Raw genomic sequence first — 15,719 nt, forward strand, 5'->3', positions numbered from 1 at the left:
GCAGCCATTCGTGTGGTGAAGGCGCCGTTTGAGCCAGGACTGCCGCCGCGAAGATCAGCCCTGCAGCCAGTCGTCCGGATCGAAGCCGCGGCGCGCCAGGGCGTCGTCCTCCAGGCCCGGGAGGACGAAGGGCGCGCCGACATCCTTGGCGAGCAGGGCCGCGGGAACCGCGGGCGCCGGGACAGCCATGACGACTCCGTCGGAAAAGCGCACCGACTCGACGCTCACCAGGGTGTCGACCCCGTCCCGCCCGGCGACGCGGTCGGCGATGCGAATGCGGCCGTCGCCGAGGTCGACAAAGAAGTAGTCGGTGCTGAGCCCCAGCATCACCGCCGTATCCTGGCCCTCGCCGCCGGCCAGGCTGTCGTTGCCGAGTCCGCCCGCGAGGGTGTCCGCCCCCGCCCCGCCGGTCAGCACATTGGCCTGACCATTGCCGGTCAAGGTCGCCGCGCCGGCGCCAAGGTAGGCGGCGTTCTCGAGATTGGCCCCGAGGAAGAAGCGGTCGAGGGTCGTGCGGACGGTGTCGGTCCCCTCGCCGGCCGCCTCGACGATCGAGTCGCCGACGGCCTCGACTATATAGACGTCGTCGCCGGTCCCCCCGATCAACTGGTTGGCGACGCCCTGGCCGCCCGAAAGCACGTCGGCGCCGGCCAGACCGACCAGCACGTCGCGGCCGGCCCCGCCAGACAGGGCGTTGCCCAGGGCGTTGCCGTACAGCAGGTCGTCGAAGGCCGAGCCGATCAGGTTCTCGATCGAGTCGAACGCATCCGCTCCGCCGTCGCCATCCGTCGTCGCCAGCCCGGTCTGCAGGGAGGCCGAGACACGCGCGGCGGCCGCGGCGTAGTCGGCCGTGTCGATCCCGCCGCCGCCCGACAGGATGTCCGCCCCGCCGCGCCCGGCCAGGACATCGGCCCCCGCCTGCCCTTCCAGCCTGTTGGCGCCGGCGTCGCCGCCCAGGCGGTCGGCGAAGGCGGAGCCCCGCAGATCCTCGAGGCCGAACAGTTGATCCGTGGAGCCATCCCCGTCGGCCGAGGCTGAAGCGGCCAGGAGGCTGGCGATGACGCCAGCCGCGGCGGTGGAATAGTCGGCCCGGTCGACCCCCGCTCCGCCGATCAGGATATCGCGCCCGGCCCCGCCGCTGAGGCTGTCGGCCCCGCCCGCGCCGGCGATGAAGTTATCCAGCGCATTGCCCCGGCCGGTGAAGGCGCCGAGGCCAGTGTAGACCAGCTCCTCGACATTGGCCGTCAGGGTGAAGGTCAGGCGGTCGGTCAGGACCCGGTCGCGCCCCTGTCCGGCGAGCTCGATGACCGAGTCGTTGGCGGTGACGAAATACTGGTCGTCGCCGTCGCCGCCGATCAGCTGGTTGGCGGCGCCCGCCCCGCCGATCAGCACATCCGCCCCGCCGAGGCCGACCAAGGTGTCCGCGCCTGCGCCGCCGACCAGCCGGTTGGCCGAGCCGGAGGCCACCAGCACGTCGTCGAAGGCCGAGCCGGTGACGTTCTCGAAGTTCGACAAGCTGTCAGCGCCGCCCTGGCCGTCATTGGTCGCGCGGCCGGCGGCGAGGTTGACGGACACGCCGGCGGTCGAGTCGGCGTAGACGAGAACGTCGGTCCCCTCGCCGCCATCCAGCAAGTCGTCGCCGGCGCTCCCCCGGACCTGATCGTCCCCGACGCCGCCGTCCATGTCGTCTGCTCCGGCGCTGCCGAGCAGGAGGTCGAGCTCGCCGTCCTCGCCATTGACGGTGACGGTCACGGTCGCCGTCTCACCCGTGGTCAGGGCGTAGGTGAAGGTCTCGCTGAAGGCGGTGTTGGCCGCGCCCGAGAGCGGGCCGCCCAGGCCCGTGAACAGCGTCCCGTGGTTGTAGGTGAAGGTCCCGTCGGCATTGACCGTCAGGACGGCTCCCGAGGCCAGGAGGATCGGCTGGCCGACGTTCAAGGCGGAGCCGTTGACCGAGCCGACCGCGATGGCCGGGCCGTCGAAATCATTGTCGGCGCCCGAGCCGTTGTCAGCGAAGACGCTGCCGGCGAGGACGCCAGTCTCGGGGGCGGCGACGGCGTCGTCGAAGGCCTGGGGCAGGTCCTCCACCGCGGTGATGTTGACGCTGATCACGCCCGACACCGACTGGGGCAGGTCCGGATCGCCGTCGTTGAAGACGATCTCGATGTCCACAGAGGCGGGCGGCGTGTGCGATAGGTTGGCGTAGGTGATGGCCCGCAGCACGCCGTCGGACAGGGTCGAGGTCGCCGCCGCGCCGAAGGCGATGACCAGTTGGCCGCCTTCCTGGACGTAGGTCCCGATGGTCACGCCCGATACGATCAGGTCGCCATCGACCAGGCTGACCGCGCCGGACCCGGCGAAGAAGTCGTCCACACTGGGCTCGCCCACCCGGGAGAGGGTCAGGGTGGCGCCGGCGTAGCTGTTGGCGAAGTCGAGCTCGGCGTCGGCCAGGGCGACGTCATTGTCGAGGAGGACGCCGGGATCGTGCTCGGTGAAGGCCACGAGGCCGCCCAGCCCGCCGGAGAACTGCGACAGGAACACCCGCGCCGCCCCCGAGACCAGGCCGTTGGTTCCGACGTCGTCAGCGCCGACGATGACGTCCGCGAAACCGTCGCCGTTCAGGTCGCCGGCCGTCGAGACGGAGAAGCCGAAATTGTCGCCGCTGGCGTCTCCGGTGAACAGGGCGAGCGTGCCGCCCGTGGCGCCGGAGACCAGCCGGGCCGAGCCGAAGGTGGCGTTATCCTCGGGCGCGCCGATGATCAGGTCATCGACTCCGTCGCCGTCGACGTCGCCGGCGTTGGCGATCGAAGTCCCGAACTGGTCCGCCCCGCTGGAGCCGTTGATCGACCACAGGACGGCGCCGGTCGCGCCCGAGAAGGCGGTCACGCTGCCGGAGTTCGGCCCCATGTTGTCGTCGAGGTTGGCCCCGACGGCCAGGTCCGCCAGGCCGTCGCCGTCGATGTCGCCGAGCGAGGCCACGGAGACTCCGAACTGATCAGCCGCCGCGCTGCCGGTGAAGGTATGCAGGAGGAGACCGGTCGCTCCGGAGTAGACCTGGGCCAGCCCGGCATTGGCCCCCGCCCCGTTGGCTTGCCAGGCGCCGATGATCAGGTCCGCCCGGCCATCGCCGTCGACATCGCCGGCGGAGGCCACGGAGGTGCCGAAATTGTCCGCCGGCTCGGCGCCGTGGAAGGTCCACAGAACCGCGCCCGTGGCGCCGGAGAAGACCCGGGCGCTGCCGGCGTTGAGACCGCCGTCATCGTCGAGACTGGCCCCGACGATGATGTCGGCCGCGCCGTCGCCGTCCACGTCCCCGGCCGAGGCGACCGCGGTTCCCATGCGGTCCGAGATGGAGTCGCCGACGAAGGTGCGAAGGATCGTACCGTCAGCGCCGGACAGGATGCGGGCGAAACCCGAGTCCGTACCGTTGGCGTCCCCGACCCAGGCGCCGACCAGCAGATCATCGAAGCCGTCGCCGTTGACGTCCCCTGCGCCCGCCACCGAGTGGCCGAAGAAGTCGCCGGCGGCGTCTCCGAGGAAGGTATAGAGAGTGGCGCCGTCGACGCCCGAGACCACCCGGGCGCTGCCGCGGTTCATGCCGCCGACGTCATCGAGGTCCGCGCCGATGATCAGGTCGGCGACGCCGTCATTGTTCACATCGCCCGCAGAGGCGACCGAGACCCCGAAATTCTCGTTGAAGTCGACGCCGAGGTAGGTTGCACCGGGAGTATGAGTAACGGTGCCGAAACGCGGTGCGCCAGGCATGAGGGAGCCCTCCGAAGCCCGCCCCGACCACATTACCGCCACAAAGGATGCACCCAATCGCCCTATTCGGATACTGGATGAAATGGCTAGCCGAGGGCGCCTAGTCCTTCCGGTGGGGATGCCGTGGCCAAATCGCCCCCGCCGGGGCTTTTTCGCCCGTCCGCGTTGACTCGGCCGACCCCTTCCGTATATGTCGCCGCTCTTCGCCCGCCGGGGTCCCCCGACGGGCGCTTATCTTTTTGCGTTTACGCTGAGGCTTCAACATGTACGCGGTGATCAAGACCGGCGGCAAGCAGTACCGGGTCCAACCGGGTGATGTGATCGTCGTCGAAAAGCTCGATGGCGACGCCGGTTCGGACGTGTCGTTCGGCGACGTGCTGATGCTCGGCGGCGACAAGGGCGTGACCCTGGGCGCCCCGACGATCGCCGGCGCCACGGTCGCCGCGACCCTCGTCGAAACCCGCAAGGGTGAGAAGATCAAGATCTTCAAGAAGATCCGTCGTCAGGGCTATCGCCGCACGAACGGCCATCGCCAGATGGAATCGGTCCTGCGCATCACCGGCATCGAAGGCGCCGGCGAGAAGGCCAAGTGGGACGGCGAAACCTCGCTGATGACCAAGGCCGAAATGAACCTGCGCGCTCGCGGCCTCGCCCCGCGCGTTGAGGAAACGGAAGCCAAGCCCGCCAAGAAGGCCGCCGCCCCGAAGGCTGAAGCCGCTGCTGAAAAGCCGGCCGCCGCCAAGAAGGCTCCGGCCAAGAAGGCCGCCGCCAAGTCGACCGAAGCGTAAGAATTTAACAGAGCGCCCGCAGCCGGCGCGCTGAAGGAACAAGGAGCAAACCCATGGCTCACAAAAAATCCGGTGGTTCGTCGCGCAACGGTCGCGACTCCGAGTCGAAGCGCCTTGGCGTGAAGAAGTTCGGCGGCGAGCGCGTGCTGGCCGGCAACATCCTCGTGCGTCAGCGCGGCACCACCTTCCACCCGGGTGACAACGTCGGCCTCGGCCGCGACCACACCCTGTTCGCCACCGCCGAAGGCTCGGTCAAATTCACCACCAAACGTGGTGGCCGTTGTTACGTGTCGATTCTTCCGGCCAACGACACCCAGGCTATGGCCGCCGAGTAAGCGCGAACGGAACACCTCCCGGATCGCGCAAGGCTCAAGAGCCGCGATCCGGACCAAGGGAAATTTTCCGCGGGGAGTCTGGATCACCAGGCTCCCCGTTTTCGTTTCCCCGCCTCGAAGCCGTCCGAGCCCTCCAAGGAGGCGGCGCGAACCGAACGAGGCAGCGTCATGTGCGTGATCGAACCCTCCCCCGTCGTCGAGACGCGGCGCCTGCTGCTGCGTTCGCCGGGACCGCAGGACATCAGCCGCCTGGCCGCCCTGGCCAATGACTCCGACATCGCCCGCATGACCCTGCGCATGCCGCACCCCTTCTCGGCGGACGACGCCGAGGACTTCATCGTCGGGGTCGCCGGCCAGGATCCGGCCAAGGCCCGCACCTTCCTGATCGAGCACGAGGACCACGGCGCGGTCGGGGTCATCGGCCTGTTCGAGGACCGGGACCCGGCCCCCGAGGTCGGCTACTGGATCGGACGTCCCTTCTGGGGCCGGGGCTTCGCCACAGAGGCTCTGGAAGGCGCGGTGGTCTGGGCCTCGCGCCAGTGGCGGCGCCGCGCCCTCGTCGCCGGCCACTTCTCCGACAACCCCGCCTCCGGCCGTGTGCTGGAAAAGGCGGGCTTCCTGTACACCGGCGAGGTCCGCCAGGGCTTCAGCCGGGCGCGAGGCGCCGAAACCGATACGCGCCGGATGGTGTGGTTGGCTTAGTTCAGGGCGCTAGCGCTCGCGCCGCGGGCGCTCGCTGCTTGAGCGCGGGGTTAGGGCGCTAGCGCTCGCTGCTTGAGCGCGGCTGTTTGATGCCCCCTCCACCGTGCATCCCGGCGAATGCCGGGATCCAGATGCGATGTCTCTAAGTCCGGCCCTCCAGCACAGGGGCCTTCTGCCGCCCCGTGCGCCTTATGATCTGGATCCCGGCATTCGCCGGGATGAGCGGTGAGAGGGGCAGCGGCGAACAAGCGTCACCATTCGCGTCCAGACATGCGACAGCCCGGCCTGAGGGAAGGGCCGGGCTGCCAAAGGCTTCGAAGACTCGGGGCCGTCGGGCGGCGACCCCGGCCGTAAGCCTAACCGAAGAGGGTCGGTCCGAAGATAGCCGCCAGGGCGACCGCCCCGCCGGCCACGGCCACGATGGCTCCGGCGACGAAGGCCACCCACGGCTTGCCCGCGCGCTTACGGCGCAGGCTGCCGCCGACCGACCGGAGCATGACTCCGGGTCGCGGCCCGAAAACTTCCGAGCCGGAAATATTATGCTGGGACATGTACGCGCTCCCTGATCCACCGCCCCATGCGGGTCGGATGTCAGCCAAGCGGGCGTGTCAGGGCGAAACAATGGCGAACGCTGCTCGCACACTCTTCCGTGATCGAGTGACCGACGTTCTGCCTCAGCCGCAGAAGATCAAACGGCCGCTGTAGCCGCGATAATAACCGCTGTACGGGTCGTAGGAGCGGTAGTTGGCGCGGCACCAGTCGACGCGGCCAGGATCGCGGCCGGCGCTGTACGACCCGCCTCGCCCGCCGCCGGGGAAGACATGGTCCGGACGTCCGTAGGCGCCCTCATAGGTCGTCGAGCCGGCCGAGTGGCCGTAGTTGCGCCCGTAATCGTAATCGCGGCGACGCCCGGACTCGTGGCCGTAACCGTAGCCGCGATCGTAGTCGCTGTAGCCGTAACGATAGCTCGAGTTCCACGGCGCGTAGCCCGAGCGGCCGCGCTGGTCGCGCCAGCGGGCGCCGCAATCGGTGCGGTTGGCGTCCCAGAAGGCGTCGCAGCGATAGTCGCCGGGCCGGTCCAGCTGGCTGCGCCAGTCGAAGGCCGAGGGCGCGGCGTTGGAGTAGCCCCCGCTCCGCTCGTACCGGTCATACCGGTCGTGGCCCCAGGACTGGGCGGAGGCGCTTCCCGCCGCCAGGGCGAGGCCGGCGGCGAGCAGCAGGGCGGTCGGGATCGGGCGGGTCATGGTTAACTCTCCAGAGCGGCCCGATACGCGGCCTGGGACTACAGGGTTGGGACCTTAGGGCAGGGTGACGGCGACGCGTCCGTTGCGGGTGTCGACGTGGCGCATCAGGACGACGCGGTCGCCTCCAGCGCTGACCGGGGCGATGATGAACCAGCCGCCCGAGGGCAGGCCGCTGAAGCTGAAACGGCCATCCTGGCAGGTCGCCGACCGCACGAAGGAGCGGTAGTCGGCGTTGGGATCAGCCACGGTGCGCGCGCGAACGACGGCTTCCGGCAGGGCGGCGCTTTCGGTCGAGCCGTACAGGGTGCGGAATCGGGCGCGGGTGTAGGGGGTGTCCGGCGTCAGACCGACGGAGCCGCAGGTGAAGGTTTGGCCGTCCTGGCGGAAGTCGACCCGGCCATCGATCGAAGCGGGGCCGGAGTTGGTCGACCAGGCGAAGTCCGCGGCGTTGAAGGGGCTCGCGCCGCCGCTCAGCCCGCCCGAAGGCACAGTCTCGCAGCCGGCGAGGACGCCGGCGGCAGCGATGGCCGCGACGACGGCGAGGGGCTTCAAAAGATTCATCCGAGCTGCCATGGGCTCTCTCCGTCGAGCGGCGGGTAGAACATCTGATCAGACGCTCAACGCCGCCATAAGGTCAAGGTTGCGGCATATCGGGCGGTGGGCCAAAAGCGCGCATCAAGCCGGCGCGAGACCGGCTATAGGAACGCCCATGACAGTCACGTTTGACGACATTCTGGCGGCGCGCGACCGCATCGCCGGCCAGGTCGACCGCACGCCCGTCCGCTACTCCCGCCGCCTGTCGCAGCTGACCGGGGCCGAGGTCTGGGTCAAGTTCGACAACCTGCATTTCACCGGCAGCTTCAAGGAGCGCGGAGCGCTGAACCGCCTGCTGCAGCTCACGCCCGAGGAGCGCAAGCGCGGCGTGGTCGCGGCCAGCGCCGGCAACCACGCCCAGGCCCTGGCCTATCACGGCGGCCGTTTGGGCGTGCCCGTGACGATCGTCATGCCCGAGGGCACCCCCTTCGTGAAGGCCGACGGCACGCGCGCGCACGGCGCCACCGTGGTCATCAAGGGCGCCGACTTCTCCGGCTCGACGGAGGAGGCCCACCGGCTGCGCGACGAGAAGGGCTATGTCTTCGTCTCGGCCTTCGACGATCTGGGCATCGTGGCCGGCCAGGGCGTTTGCGGCCTGGAGTTCCTGGAGGACGTTCCGGACCTCGACATCCTGATCATCCCGATCGGCGGCGGCGGCTTGATCGCCGGCTCGGCGGTGGCGGCCAAACACCTGAAGCCGGACCTGAGGGTGATCGGCGTCGAGGCGGCCATGTACCCCTCCTTCACCGCCAAGCGCCGCGGCGAGACTCCGAAGTGCGGCGGCCAGACCATCGCCGAGGGCATCGCCATCAAGGCCGTGGGCGACATCCCCTTCGCCATCGCGGATCCGCTGATCGACGAGGTTCTGGTCTGCGAGGAGGCCGATTTCGAAAAGGGCGTCGCCTTCCTGGCCACCCTGGAGAAGACCGTCGCCGAGGGTGCCGGGGCCGGCGGGCTGGCGGCCATGCTGGCCTATCCCGACAAGTTCAGGGGCAAGAAGGTCGGCATCGAACTGACCGGCGGCAACATCGACGCCCGCATGCTGGCCGTGGTGCTGAACCGCGAGCTGGTGCGCGAGAAGAAGCTGATCGTCTACCGGATCCTCGGCGACGACCGGCCCGGCATGCTGTCCAAGATGAGCGCCGTGATCGGCGGCCTGGGCGGCAACATCATCGATGTGGTGCACAACCGCCTGGCGCTGGACGTGCCGGCCAAGGGCGCAGAGTTCGACATCATGGTCGAGACGCGGGGCGGCGCCCACGCGGACGAAATCAGGCAGGCGTTGGAAGAGGCGGGCTATGCGCTACGGATGGGCTAAGGGCGTCACGGCGCTGATGATGGCGGCGGCGCTGGGCGGAAGCCTGGCGGCCTGTAACCGCGGGGGGGCCTCGGGCGATGACCCGCGGCTGGCCGAGAACCTGCGTGCGGCGGAGGAATTCATGGCCTCCAACGCCAAGGCCGAGGGAGTTCAGACCCTGCCTTCGGGAATCCAGTACAAGGTCATCCAATCGGGCCCGCCCGGCGGGGAGATCCCGGACGGCAACGACCTGGTGCGCATCGACTATGAGGGCGCCCTGCTGGACGGGACGGTGTTCGACAGCTCCTTCCAGGCGGGCAAGCCGACCGTCTTCACCGTCGACCAGGTGGTGCCGGGCTTCCGCGACGCCCTGCAGCACATGCGGGTCGGGGACGAGTGGTACGTCTACATCCCGCCGGCGATGGGCTACGGCGAACAGGACAAGGGCGACATCCCGCCCAACAGCGCCCTGGTCTTCCGCCTGAAGCTGCACGAGCTGGCCCGCAACCCGGGCGGCGACTCGGGCGTGGACACGGCCGTCGGCTGATGGGCGCGCCCGCGAACACGGCGGAAGCCTTCGCCACCATGACCGGCCGCGAGCTGCTGCAGGCCGTGATCGACGGCGTGCTGCCGCCAGTCGGCATGGGCGTGACGCTAGGCTTCGCCCTGGTCGAGGTCGGCGAAGGCTTCGCCGTCTTCGAGGGCGACACGGGTCCGCACCTGCTCAATCCGGCGGGCGCCGTGCACGGCGGCTGGGCCCTGTCGCTGATCGACAGCGCCACGGCGTGCGCGGGTCACTCGCTGCTGCCTGCCGGGACCGGCTACGCCACGGTCGAGACCAAGGGCAATCTGAGCCGGCCGATCCTGGTCGACACCGGCCGGGTCCGCTGCGAGGGCCGGGTGGTCAACGCCGGGCGTCAGATCATCAGCTGCGAAGCGGTGCTGCGCGACACGGCCGGGCGGGTGCTGGCCCACGGCACCTCGACCCTGATGGTGCTGCCGCCGCGCGGCTAGTCCTCGACCAAGGGCGCGGGCATCAAGTTTCCGAACGGGGCGGCGTCCTCCAGGGCGCGCACGAAGGACGGCCGCGCCATCAGTCGCGCGTGCCAGGCCCTCAGGTGCGGGCGATCGCCGAACGGGACCAGCCGGCGGGCGTAGGTCAGGATCGGGGCGGCGGCGCAGTCGGCCAGGGTGAAGGTCTCGCCCGCGCCCCAGGTCCGGCCGTCCGACAGCTTCTGCTCCAGCAGATCCCAGGCGGACTCCAGCTCCTGGGCGTCCTGCGTCAGGGCCGTCTCGTTCGGCGTGCCCGCGCGGCCCAGCCGGTTGAAGACGATGCGGTTCATCGGCCCGCCGACGTAGTTGTCGACGATGCGGTCGATCAGCCGCGCCTCCAGCGCCGCCTCGGGATCGGCGGGGATCAGTCGCCCCCCGCCAGCCAGGCGATCCAGGTATTCGATGACGATGCTCGACTCGATCACCGTTCGCCCCGTCGAGTCGTCCTGGAGCACCGGCATCTTGGCGAAGGGCGAGACCTGGGCGAAGCCGGCCGTGATCTCGGGAGACCCGTCCACCAGCTTCAGCTCATAGGGCAGGCCCAGCTCATTCAGAGCGATGGCGGCCTTCTGACCGTATGCGGCGTAGGGGTGCGACCAGAGGGTCAGGGACATCAGGCGGTTTCCTTTGCGGAGGCGAGCCACAGGGCCAGTTGGTCCATGCCGAAGGCCGTGCCCTCCTCCCGCTCGGCCCAGCCGTCCTCGCCGAAATAGACGCCCTGCTCGTTGAAGATCAGGCGAGCGCCGTCGCCGTCCGGCAGGATCTCGACGGAGGCGATGGAGGCGGACAGCTTCCGGCCGCCGACGTGCATGACGAAGGCGAACACGAAGCGGCGGCCGTCGACGATGTCGAGGTACTGACCCTCGAACAGGTGCTCGGCCCCGCCCTGCCCGCCGCCGCGACTGACCTCGCGGCCGCCGATGCGGAAGTCGAGCTGTTCGATCGCCGGGGCGCTCACCGCCTCGCAGCCGAGCCAGGCCTGCTTGACGGCGCGGTCGGTGAAGGCGCGGAAGACCCGTTCGGGCCGGGCGTCAAAGCGCCGGTCGATGGTGAAGGATCCGAAGAAGAGGCGGCCGTCGGTCATGCCGCGCCTCCCTGGCCGGTCCGGACGATCTCCAGATGGGTAGCGCGCTCGCCGGCGGTCGACCGAGCGATTTCATAGCCCAGCGCCGGCAGGTCCAGCCCGTCCCAGAAGGGCTCGCCGCGGCCCAGCAACACCGGCGAGATGGCGATGTGCAACTCGTCGATCAGCCCGGCCTGCAGGTATTGGCGGATCGTCTCAGTCCCGCCGCCGATGCGGATGTCCTTGTCGCCGGCGGCGGCGCGGGCCCGCTCGAGCGCCGCCTCGACGCCGCCGGTCTCGAAGTGAAAGACGGTGCCGCCCTTCATCTCGAACGACGGACGCGGGTGGTGGGTGAGCACGAAGACCGGCACGTGATAGGGCGGCTCGTCGCCCCACCAGCCCTTCCACGCCTCGTCGGGCCAGTCGCCGCGGATGGGGCCGAACATGTTCCGGCCCAGGATCCAGGCGCCCATGCCTTGCATGCTGCGTTCGGCGAATCCGTTGTCGGTCCCCTCCGCGCCCTCGCCCTGGCCGAACATCGTCTGGAAGGTCTTGGTCGGATAGAACCAATGATGAAGTCGCTCCCCGCCCACGCCCAGAGGCGCCTCGCGGCTCTGGGCGGGGCCGGCGCCGAAGCCGTCGGCGGAGACCGCGAAGCTGCTGACGCGAACCTTGCCGGCCATCAGGCGTGCGCCTCAAGTTCGCGCGCCAGGGCCTCGAACAGCTCGGTGCAGCCCTGTTCGCGCAGGCGGATGTCGCCGGCGTTCTCCAGGAAGGCGCCCTGCTCGGTGTAGATCAGCCGCGTGCCCGCCCCGTCCGGGACGATCTCGGTCGTTGCCAGGGAGGCGGAGTTTCGGATGCGCCCGACCGGATGCTCGCGGCCCATGACGTAGGAGAAGACGATCCGGCTGTTTTCCACGATGTCGAGGTATTCGGCCTCGTTGAACCAGGTGTCGTTGCCCTCGTCGCCGAAGCGGAAGCTGCCGCTGAGGCGGCCGCCGACGCGGAAATCGTGCTCCCAGTGATGGATGGTCCATTCCTCGCCTTCGGCGAACCAGCGACGGAAGGCGACCGGGTCGGCATGGGCGGCGAAGACCCGCGCCGGCGAGGCGTCGTAGCGGCGCTCGACGGTGAAGGTTCCGTGCGCAACGGACGGCTGGGGGTTCGCTGTCATTTCGTCTTCTCCTCTTCGGGCTTGGTCGCGTCCAGGTAGGCCCCGAGGCGGTCGAGGCTGCGCTCGACCGAGCGGCGGCGCTCGTTGATCCAGCGCTCGGCGGCGCTGAGCGCCTCGGGCTCGACGCGGCAGGTGCGGACACGGCCGACCTTCTCAGACGAGACCAGGCCGGCGGCCTCGAGGATCTTGAGATGCTGCACCACCGCCGACATGGACATCGGCAACGGCTCGGCCAGCTCGCTGACCGAGGCGGGGCCGCGCGACAGCCGCTCGACCATGCCGCGCCGGGTGGCGTCCGACAGGGCCTGGAAGGCGAGATCGAGGGGCGCCTGATGCTGAAGCATTCACTTAAGTATCAAGCGAACCTGGTGGGCGCAACCCCTCGTTAATCGACGCAGCGCAGCCTCGCTTCAGACAGCCTTGCGGAGCGCGCGATGTCGACGATCCAGACCTCCTCCTATCGCCGCCAGCGCGACCATTTCGAGCCGCAGGACATCGACCCGCAGGAGCAGCGTCGGCTGCGCGGCCTGCTGGAGCAGATCGACTACGCGGCTTTCGTGGCCAATCGCGAGGTCATCGGCCACGCCCTGCCCAAGCTGGATCCGGCCATGTTCCAGCGGCTGGCCGTGATGACCGCCGGGGCGCGGGCGAAATGGGTGTCAGAGGCGCTGCGACAGTCGGAATCGGGCGCGCCGGCCACCCCTGACCAGATCGCGCGCCTGACTGCGGCCCGCACCGCCTATGAGGAGCTGGCCGAGGCCTACGAAGGCCTGCGCCGCATGGTCGAGCGCGGCTATCTGAGCATCAAGACCTAGTCCAGCGGCTGTGGCCGGGTCGAGATCGGCGCGTCCGGATCGACGCTCGGGCGTTCGGCTGCGGTCGGCGGCGGGCCCGCCGGACGGGCCGGGGCCACCTCCACGAGCGGTTCGGGGGCGATCGCCGGCGCAGGCGGCGGCGCCACGGGCTGCGCCTGGACCGGAGCGGGCGCGGGCGTTGCGGCGGCCGGAGTCGGACGCGTCGCCGAGGGACTCGCGGGCTGTCGGGCGGTCGCCGGAGCGGTCGCGGCAGGGACGGTCGTGCGAGCAGCCGCCGTCGAAGGCGCTGGAGTCGTCGGCGCAACGGCGGCTTCGCTTACAGGAACCGCATCGACGGGCGCGGCCGGCGCAGTCTCGACCGACGCCGACGCCGTCGTGGCCAGGGCCGCCGTGGGCGCGGCCTCGACCGGCGGGTTGGCTGGCGAGCGGGTCATCATCCAGCCGCCGACAGCCAGGGCGGCCACAGCCGCCGCGGCGACGCCGGCGTAGAGCGGCGTGCGGTTCGCGGCCTTGCGAGCCGGGCGGGACAGGGTCTCGGATGCGGCGAGCGGCTTCACCAACGGCGCAGCGACGGGAGCGGCGGCGCGGGCCGCGACAGGCTCCGCCTTGGGCTCGGCGGGCGGCAGCGGGCGGACGGCGAGGTCGGGCTCGGGCGCGCGGCTGCGGGCCACGACCGGCGCGGTCTTGGGCCGTTCTGGCGGCGCTGACGGCGCGGCCACGGACGGCGCGGGCGTAGGCTCGGGCGTCGGAGCCGGCGCGGGCTCAGGGGCCGGAGCGGGCTTCGGCTGGGGCGCGGCGCGGGGGATCATCGAGCCGCTGAAGAAGTTGGCGGCAGCAGCCGCGGACGGCGTCGGACGCTGGGGCGGCGGCTCCGGGAGCGGCGGCAGGGCCTCGCCCTTCGGCAACGGTCCGGCCCGGAAGGTGGTCGCAGGCGGCCGGCCCCAGGTCACCTGACGACGGGCGAAGGGCTGGTCGGAACCGTTGAGGGGCGGACGATCGTCGGACATGGACACTCCCGCGCCGGCAGGCGGCGCGCTTCAGGAACGCGAAGAGCGGACGAAAGTGCGGACCGATCTGGCCCGTTTCGTGACGCAGTCAGGCCTTGAGGCGATAGCCGGTGCGGAACATCCAGCCGACAATGCCCAGGCAGAGGAAGAAGAAGCCGAGGGTCGCCGTCAGGCTGACGCCGATGCCGACGTCCGAGGTCCCGAAGAAGGCCCAGCGGAATCCGGAGATCAGGTAGACCACCGGGTTGAACAACGTGACCGTCCGCCACGGCTCCGGCAATTCGGTGACCGGGTAGAAGGCCCCGCCGAGGAAGGTCAGCGGCGTCACGATCAGCATCGGGATGAACTGCAGCTGCTCGAAGCTCTGCGCCCAGATGCCGATGATGAAGCCGAACAGGCTGAAGGTGGTCGAGACCAGGATCAGGAAGGCCAGCATCCAGAACGGGTGCAGGATCTCCAGCGGCACGAAGAAATAGGCCGTTCCCAGGATGATCAGACCGAGCACCGCCGACTTGGTCGCCGCCGCCCCGACGTAGGCCAGGACGATCTCGAGCGGCGACACCGGCGCGGACAGGATCTCGTAGATCGTGCCGGTGAATTTGGGGAAGTAGATGCCGAAGGAGGCGTTGAAGATCGACTGGGTGAACAGGCTGAGCATGATCAGCCCGGGCACGATGAAGGCGCCGTAGGGGACGCCGTTGATCTCTTCGATGCGGCCGCCGATGGCGGTGCCGAAGACCACGAAATACAGGGCCGTGGTGATCACCGGGGTGACGATCGACTGCCACAGGGTGCGCAGGGCGCGGGCCATCTCGAAGCGGTAGATGGCCCAGACGCCGTATCCGTTGAAGGCGAGCGAGCTCATGCGGCGCGGTCCTGGTGAACGAGACTGACGAAGATGTCTTCGAGCGAACTCTGGCGGGTGTTCAGGTCCTTGAAGGCGACGCCCAGGTCGGACATCCGGCGCAGCAGGGACGGCACGCCGGTCTTCTCCGCGGTGGAGTCGAAGACGTATTCGATCTCGTGCCCCTCGGCCTTGAGGGTCAGCGGCCATTCGGCCAGTTCGGGCGGCAGAGCGTCGAGCGGGTCCTGCAGGTTCAGCGTCAGGGTCTTCTTGCCCAGCTTCTTCATCAGCTCGGCCTTTTCCTCGACGAGGATCAGCTCGCCCTTGAGGATGACGCCCACCCGATCGGCCATCTCTTCGGCCTCTTCAATGTAGTGGGTGGTCAGGATGATGGTGACGCCCTGTTCGCGCAGCTGGCGGACCATGTTCCACATGTCGCGGCGCAGCTCGACGTCGACGCCGGCGGTGGGCTCGTCGAGGAACAGGATATCCGGCTCGTGGCTGAGCGCCTTGGCGATCATCACCCGTCGCTTCATGCCGCCCGACAGGGTCATGATCTTGGCGTCGCGCTTGTCCCACAGGCTGAGGTCGCGCAGCACCCGTTCGATGTACGCGGGGTTCGGCGCCTTGCCGAACAGGCCGCGGCTGAAAGTCACCGTGGCCCAGACCGTCTCGAAGGCGTCCGTGGTCAGCTCCTGCGGCACCAGGCCGATGGCGCGCCGGGCGCGGCGGTAATCCCTCTGGATATCGTGGCCGTCCGCGACGACGGTCCCGGTGCTGGGCGTGACGATGCCGCAGACGATCGAGATCAGGGTCGTCTTGCCCGCCCCGTTCGGGCCCAGCAGGGCGAAGATTTCGCCCTTGCCGATGGTCAGGTCGATGGGCTTGAGGGCCTGGAGCCCGGATTTGTAGGTCTTTGTCAGACCCTCGATGGCGATGACCGGCTGCATGCGCGCCCCTCCCGTGGCGTTGGCAGATATGCGTCCGACCGCCGCACCTCAAGACCGCAGTTCGCCGGCGCAGCCATATCGGCCGTCGCGG

19 protein-coding genes are annotated in these 15,719 nt (G+C 69.7%); 7 read left to right on the top strand and 12 right to left on the bottom strand.

What is annotated here, in order from left to right; genetic code table 11:
* Positions 1 to 54: 54 nt before the first annotated feature.
* A complete protein-coding gene (locus tag ASC65_RS10470; protein WP_056452432.1) occupies positions 55 to 3,762 on the bottom strand; it encodes a beta strand repeat-containing protein in 3,708 nt (1,235 codons plus the stop codon).
* Positions 3,763 to 4,025: 263 nt separating this feature from the next.
* Between ASC65_RS10470 and rplU the strand changes: the two genes are divergently transcribed.
* From rplU to ASC65_RS10485, 3 genes are all read left to right on the top strand, one after another.
* A complete protein-coding gene (gene rplU / locus ASC65_RS10475; RefSeq protein ID WP_056452435.1) occupies positions 4,026 to 4,550 on the top strand; it encodes a 50S ribosomal protein L21 in 525 nt (174 codons plus the stop codon).
* A gap of 53 nt (positions 4,551 to 4,603) precedes the next feature.
* Positions 4,604 to 4,885, top strand: coding sequence for a 50S ribosomal protein L27 (gene rpmA / locus ASC65_RS10480; RefSeq protein WP_056452438.1), 282 nt, complete (start codon positions 4,604 to 4,606; stop codon positions 4,883 to 4,885).
* Between the two features lie 168 nt (positions 4,886 to 5,053).
* Positions 5,054 to 5,587, top strand: a complete 534-nt coding sequence (locus tag ASC65_RS10485; protein ID WP_056452442.1) for a GNAT family N-acetyltransferase — start codon at positions 5,054 to 5,056, stop codon at positions 5,585 to 5,587.
* A 356-nt stretch (positions 5,588 to 5,943) separates the two neighbouring features.
* Here the strand turns inward: ASC65_RS10485 and ASC65_RS16755 are convergent, their stop codons facing one another.
* The 3 genes from ASC65_RS16755 to ASC65_RS10495 form a co-directional block, all read right to left on the bottom strand.
* Positions 5,944 to 6,084 (bottom strand): hypothetical protein, encoded by a 141-nt coding sequence (locus tag ASC65_RS16755; RefSeq protein ID WP_235561473.1) that lies wholly within the window; start codon positions 6,082 to 6,084, stop codon positions 5,944 to 5,946.
* A gap of 177 nt (positions 6,085 to 6,261) precedes the next feature.
* Positions 6,262 to 6,831: a BA14K family protein gene (locus tag ASC65_RS10490; RefSeq protein WP_056452444.1), complete on the bottom strand. Its 570-nt coding sequence runs from the start codon at positions 6,829 to 6,831 to the stop codon at positions 6,262 to 6,264.
* A 54-nt stretch (positions 6,832 to 6,885) separates the two neighbouring features.
* The gene (locus tag ASC65_RS10495) at positions 6,886 to 7,392 is read right to left on the bottom strand and encodes a hypothetical protein (RefSeq protein WP_056452445.1); all 507 of its coding nucleotides are present in this window, start codon (positions 7,390 to 7,392) and stop codon (positions 6,886 to 6,888) included.
* A 148-nt stretch (positions 7,393 to 7,540) separates the two neighbouring features.
* Here ASC65_RS10495 and ASC65_RS10500 point away from each other — a divergent pair, with 148 nt between their 5' ends.
* From ASC65_RS10500 to ASC65_RS10510, 3 genes are read left to right on the top strand one after another with little or no spacing between them, the layout of a single operon-like run.
* A complete protein-coding gene (locus ASC65_RS10500) occupies positions 7,541 to 8,743 on the top strand; it encodes a threonine ammonia-lyase (protein WP_056452448.1) in 1,203 nt (400 codons plus the stop codon).
* Positions 8,724 to 9,269: an FKBP-type peptidyl-prolyl cis-trans isomerase gene (locus ASC65_RS10505; protein ID WP_056452449.1), complete on the top strand. Its 546-nt coding sequence runs from the start codon at positions 8,724 to 8,726 to the stop codon at positions 9,267 to 9,269. The genes ASC65_RS10500 and ASC65_RS10505 overlap by 20 nt, the downstream gene beginning before the upstream one ends.
* Positions 9,269 to 9,736 carry a PaaI family thioesterase gene (locus ASC65_RS10510; RefSeq protein ID WP_056452450.1) on the top strand — a complete coding sequence of 156 codons (468 nt, stop codon included), beginning with the start codon at positions 9,269 to 9,271 and terminating at the stop codon, positions 9,734 to 9,736. Before ASC65_RS10505 ends, ASC65_RS10510 begins: the two co-directional genes overlap by 1 nt.
* Here ASC65_RS10510 and ASC65_RS10515 read toward each other — a convergent pair.
* Genes ASC65_RS10515 through ASC65_RS10535 form a run of 5 tightly spaced genes read right to left on the bottom strand, consistent with a single transcriptional unit; the run spans position 9,733 to position 12,356 of the window.
* Positions 9,733 to 10,389 (bottom strand): glutathione S-transferase family protein, encoded by a 657-nt coding sequence (locus ASC65_RS10515; protein WP_056452452.1) that lies wholly within the window; start codon positions 10,387 to 10,389, stop codon positions 9,733 to 9,735. The two genes, ASC65_RS10510 and ASC65_RS10515, sit on opposite strands and share 4 nt — an antisense overlap.
* A complete protein-coding gene (locus ASC65_RS10520; protein WP_056452453.1) occupies positions 10,389 to 10,859 on the bottom strand; it encodes an SRPBCC domain-containing protein in 471 nt (156 codons plus the stop codon). Before ASC65_RS10520 ends, ASC65_RS10515 begins: the two co-directional genes overlap by 1 nt.
* Positions 10,856 to 11,521, bottom strand: a complete 666-nt coding sequence (locus tag ASC65_RS10525) for a dihydrofolate reductase family protein (protein WP_056452454.1) — start codon at positions 11,519 to 11,521, stop codon at positions 10,856 to 10,858. Before ASC65_RS10525 ends, ASC65_RS10520 begins: the two co-directional genes overlap by 4 nt.
* Positions 11,521 to 12,012: an SRPBCC family protein gene (locus ASC65_RS10530; protein WP_056452455.1), complete on the bottom strand. Its 492-nt coding sequence runs from the start codon at positions 12,010 to 12,012 to the stop codon at positions 11,521 to 11,523. The genes ASC65_RS10525 and ASC65_RS10530 overlap by 1 nt, the downstream gene beginning before the upstream one ends.
* Positions 12,009 to 12,356, bottom strand: a complete 348-nt coding sequence (locus ASC65_RS10535) for an ArsR/SmtB family transcription factor (protein ID WP_056452458.1) — start codon at positions 12,354 to 12,356, stop codon at positions 12,009 to 12,011. The genes ASC65_RS10530 and ASC65_RS10535 overlap by 4 nt, the downstream gene beginning before the upstream one ends.
* Positions 12,357 to 12,446: 90 nt before the next feature.
* Between ASC65_RS10535 and ASC65_RS10540 the strand changes: the two genes are divergently transcribed.
* A complete protein-coding gene (locus ASC65_RS10540; RefSeq protein WP_056452462.1) occupies positions 12,447 to 12,827 on the top strand; it encodes a hypothetical protein in 381 nt (126 codons plus the stop codon).
* Here ASC65_RS10540 and ASC65_RS10545 read toward each other — a convergent pair.
* The 3 genes from ASC65_RS10545 to ASC65_RS10555 all read right to left on the bottom strand — a co-directional run bounded on the left by ASC65_RS10545 (position 12,824) and on the right by ASC65_RS10555 (position 15,628).
* Positions 12,824 to 13,834: a hypothetical protein gene (locus tag ASC65_RS10545; protein WP_056452465.1), complete on the bottom strand. Its 1,011-nt coding sequence runs from the start codon at positions 13,832 to 13,834 to the stop codon at positions 12,824 to 12,826. The two genes, ASC65_RS10540 and ASC65_RS10545, sit on opposite strands and share 4 nt — an antisense overlap.
* Positions 13,835 to 13,922: 88 nt before the next feature.
* Complete coding sequence (locus ASC65_RS10550; RefSeq protein WP_056452468.1) at positions 13,923 to 14,699, bottom strand: ABC transporter permease; 777 nt, start codon at positions 14,697 to 14,699, stop codon at positions 13,923 to 13,925.
* Positions 14,696 to 15,628, bottom strand: a complete 933-nt coding sequence (locus ASC65_RS10555; RefSeq protein WP_056452471.1) for an ABC transporter ATP-binding protein — start codon at positions 15,626 to 15,628, stop codon at positions 14,696 to 14,698. Before ASC65_RS10555 ends, ASC65_RS10550 begins: the two co-directional genes overlap by 4 nt.
* Positions 15,629 to 15,719 lie beyond the last annotated feature (91 nt).

This window comes from Brevundimonas sp. Root1279 (genome assembly GCF_001425945.1).
In the GTDB taxonomy this organism is placed as follows: Bacteria; Pseudomonadota; Alphaproteobacteria; order Caulobacterales; family Caulobacteraceae; genus Brevundimonas.

Bases quoted from the DNA above. Each gene is read 5' to 3' on its own strand.
- ASC65_RS10470 (WP_056452432.1), bottom strand. From the start codon at position 3,762: ATGCCTGGCGCACCGCGTTTCGGCACCGTTACTCATACTCCCGGTGCA.
- rplU (WP_056452435.1), top strand. From the start codon at position 4,026: ATGTACGCGGTGATCAAGACCGGCGGCAAGCAGTACCGGGTCCAACCG.
- rpmA (WP_056452438.1), top strand. From the start codon at position 4,604: ATGGCTCACAAAAAATCCGGTGGTTCGTCGCGCAACGGTCGCGACTCC.
- ASC65_RS10485 (WP_056452442.1), top strand. From the start codon at position 5,054: ATGTGCGTGATCGAACCCTCCCCCGTCGTCGAGACGCGGCGCCTGCTG.
- ASC65_RS16755 (WP_235561473.1), bottom strand. From the start codon at position 6,084: ATGCTCCGGTCGGTCGGCGGCAGCCTGCGCCGTAAGCGCGCGGGCAAG.
- ASC65_RS10490 (WP_056452444.1), bottom strand. From the start codon at position 6,831: ATGACCCGCCCGATCCCGACCGCCCTGCTGCTCGCCGCCGGCCTCGCC.
- ASC65_RS10495 (WP_056452445.1), bottom strand. From the start codon at position 7,392: ATGAATCTTTTGAAGCCCCTCGCCGTCGTCGCGGCCATCGCTGCCGCC.
- ASC65_RS10500 (WP_056452448.1), top strand. From the start codon at position 7,541: ATGACAGTCACGTTTGACGACATTCTGGCGGCGCGCGACCGCATCGCC.
- ASC65_RS10505 (WP_056452449.1), top strand. From the start codon at position 8,724: ATGCGCTACGGATGGGCTAAGGGCGTCACGGCGCTGATGATGGCGGCG.
- ASC65_RS10510 (WP_056452450.1), top strand. From the start codon at position 9,269: ATGGGCGCGCCCGCGAACACGGCGGAAGCCTTCGCCACCATGACCGGC.
- ASC65_RS10515 (WP_056452452.1), bottom strand. From the start codon at position 10,389: ATGTCCCTGACCCTCTGGTCGCACCCCTACGCCGCATACGGTCAGAAG.
- ASC65_RS10520 (WP_056452453.1), bottom strand. From the start codon at position 10,859: ATGACCGACGGCCGCCTCTTCTTCGGATCCTTCACCATCGACCGGCGC.
- ASC65_RS10525 (WP_056452454.1), bottom strand. From the start codon at position 11,521: ATGGCCGGCAAGGTTCGCGTCAGCAGCTTCGCGGTCTCCGCCGACGGC.
- ASC65_RS10530 (WP_056452455.1), bottom strand. From the start codon at position 12,012: ATGACAGCGAACCCCCAGCCGTCCGTTGCGCACGGAACCTTCACCGTC.
- ASC65_RS10535 (WP_056452458.1), bottom strand. From the start codon at position 12,356: ATGCTTCAGCATCAGGCGCCCCTCGATCTCGCCTTCCAGGCCCTGTCG.
- ASC65_RS10540 (WP_056452462.1), top strand. From the start codon at position 12,447: ATGTCGACGATCCAGACCTCCTCCTATCGCCGCCAGCGCGACCATTTC.
- ASC65_RS10545 (WP_056452465.1), bottom strand. From the start codon at position 13,834: ATGTCCGACGATCGTCCGCCCCTCAACGGTTCCGACCAGCCCTTCGCC.
- ASC65_RS10550 (WP_056452468.1), bottom strand. From the start codon at position 14,699: ATGAGCTCGCTCGCCTTCAACGGATACGGCGTCTGGGCCATCTACCGC.
- ASC65_RS10555 (WP_056452471.1), bottom strand. From the start codon at position 15,628: ATGCAGCCGGTCATCGCCATCGAGGGTCTGACAAAGACCTACAAATCC.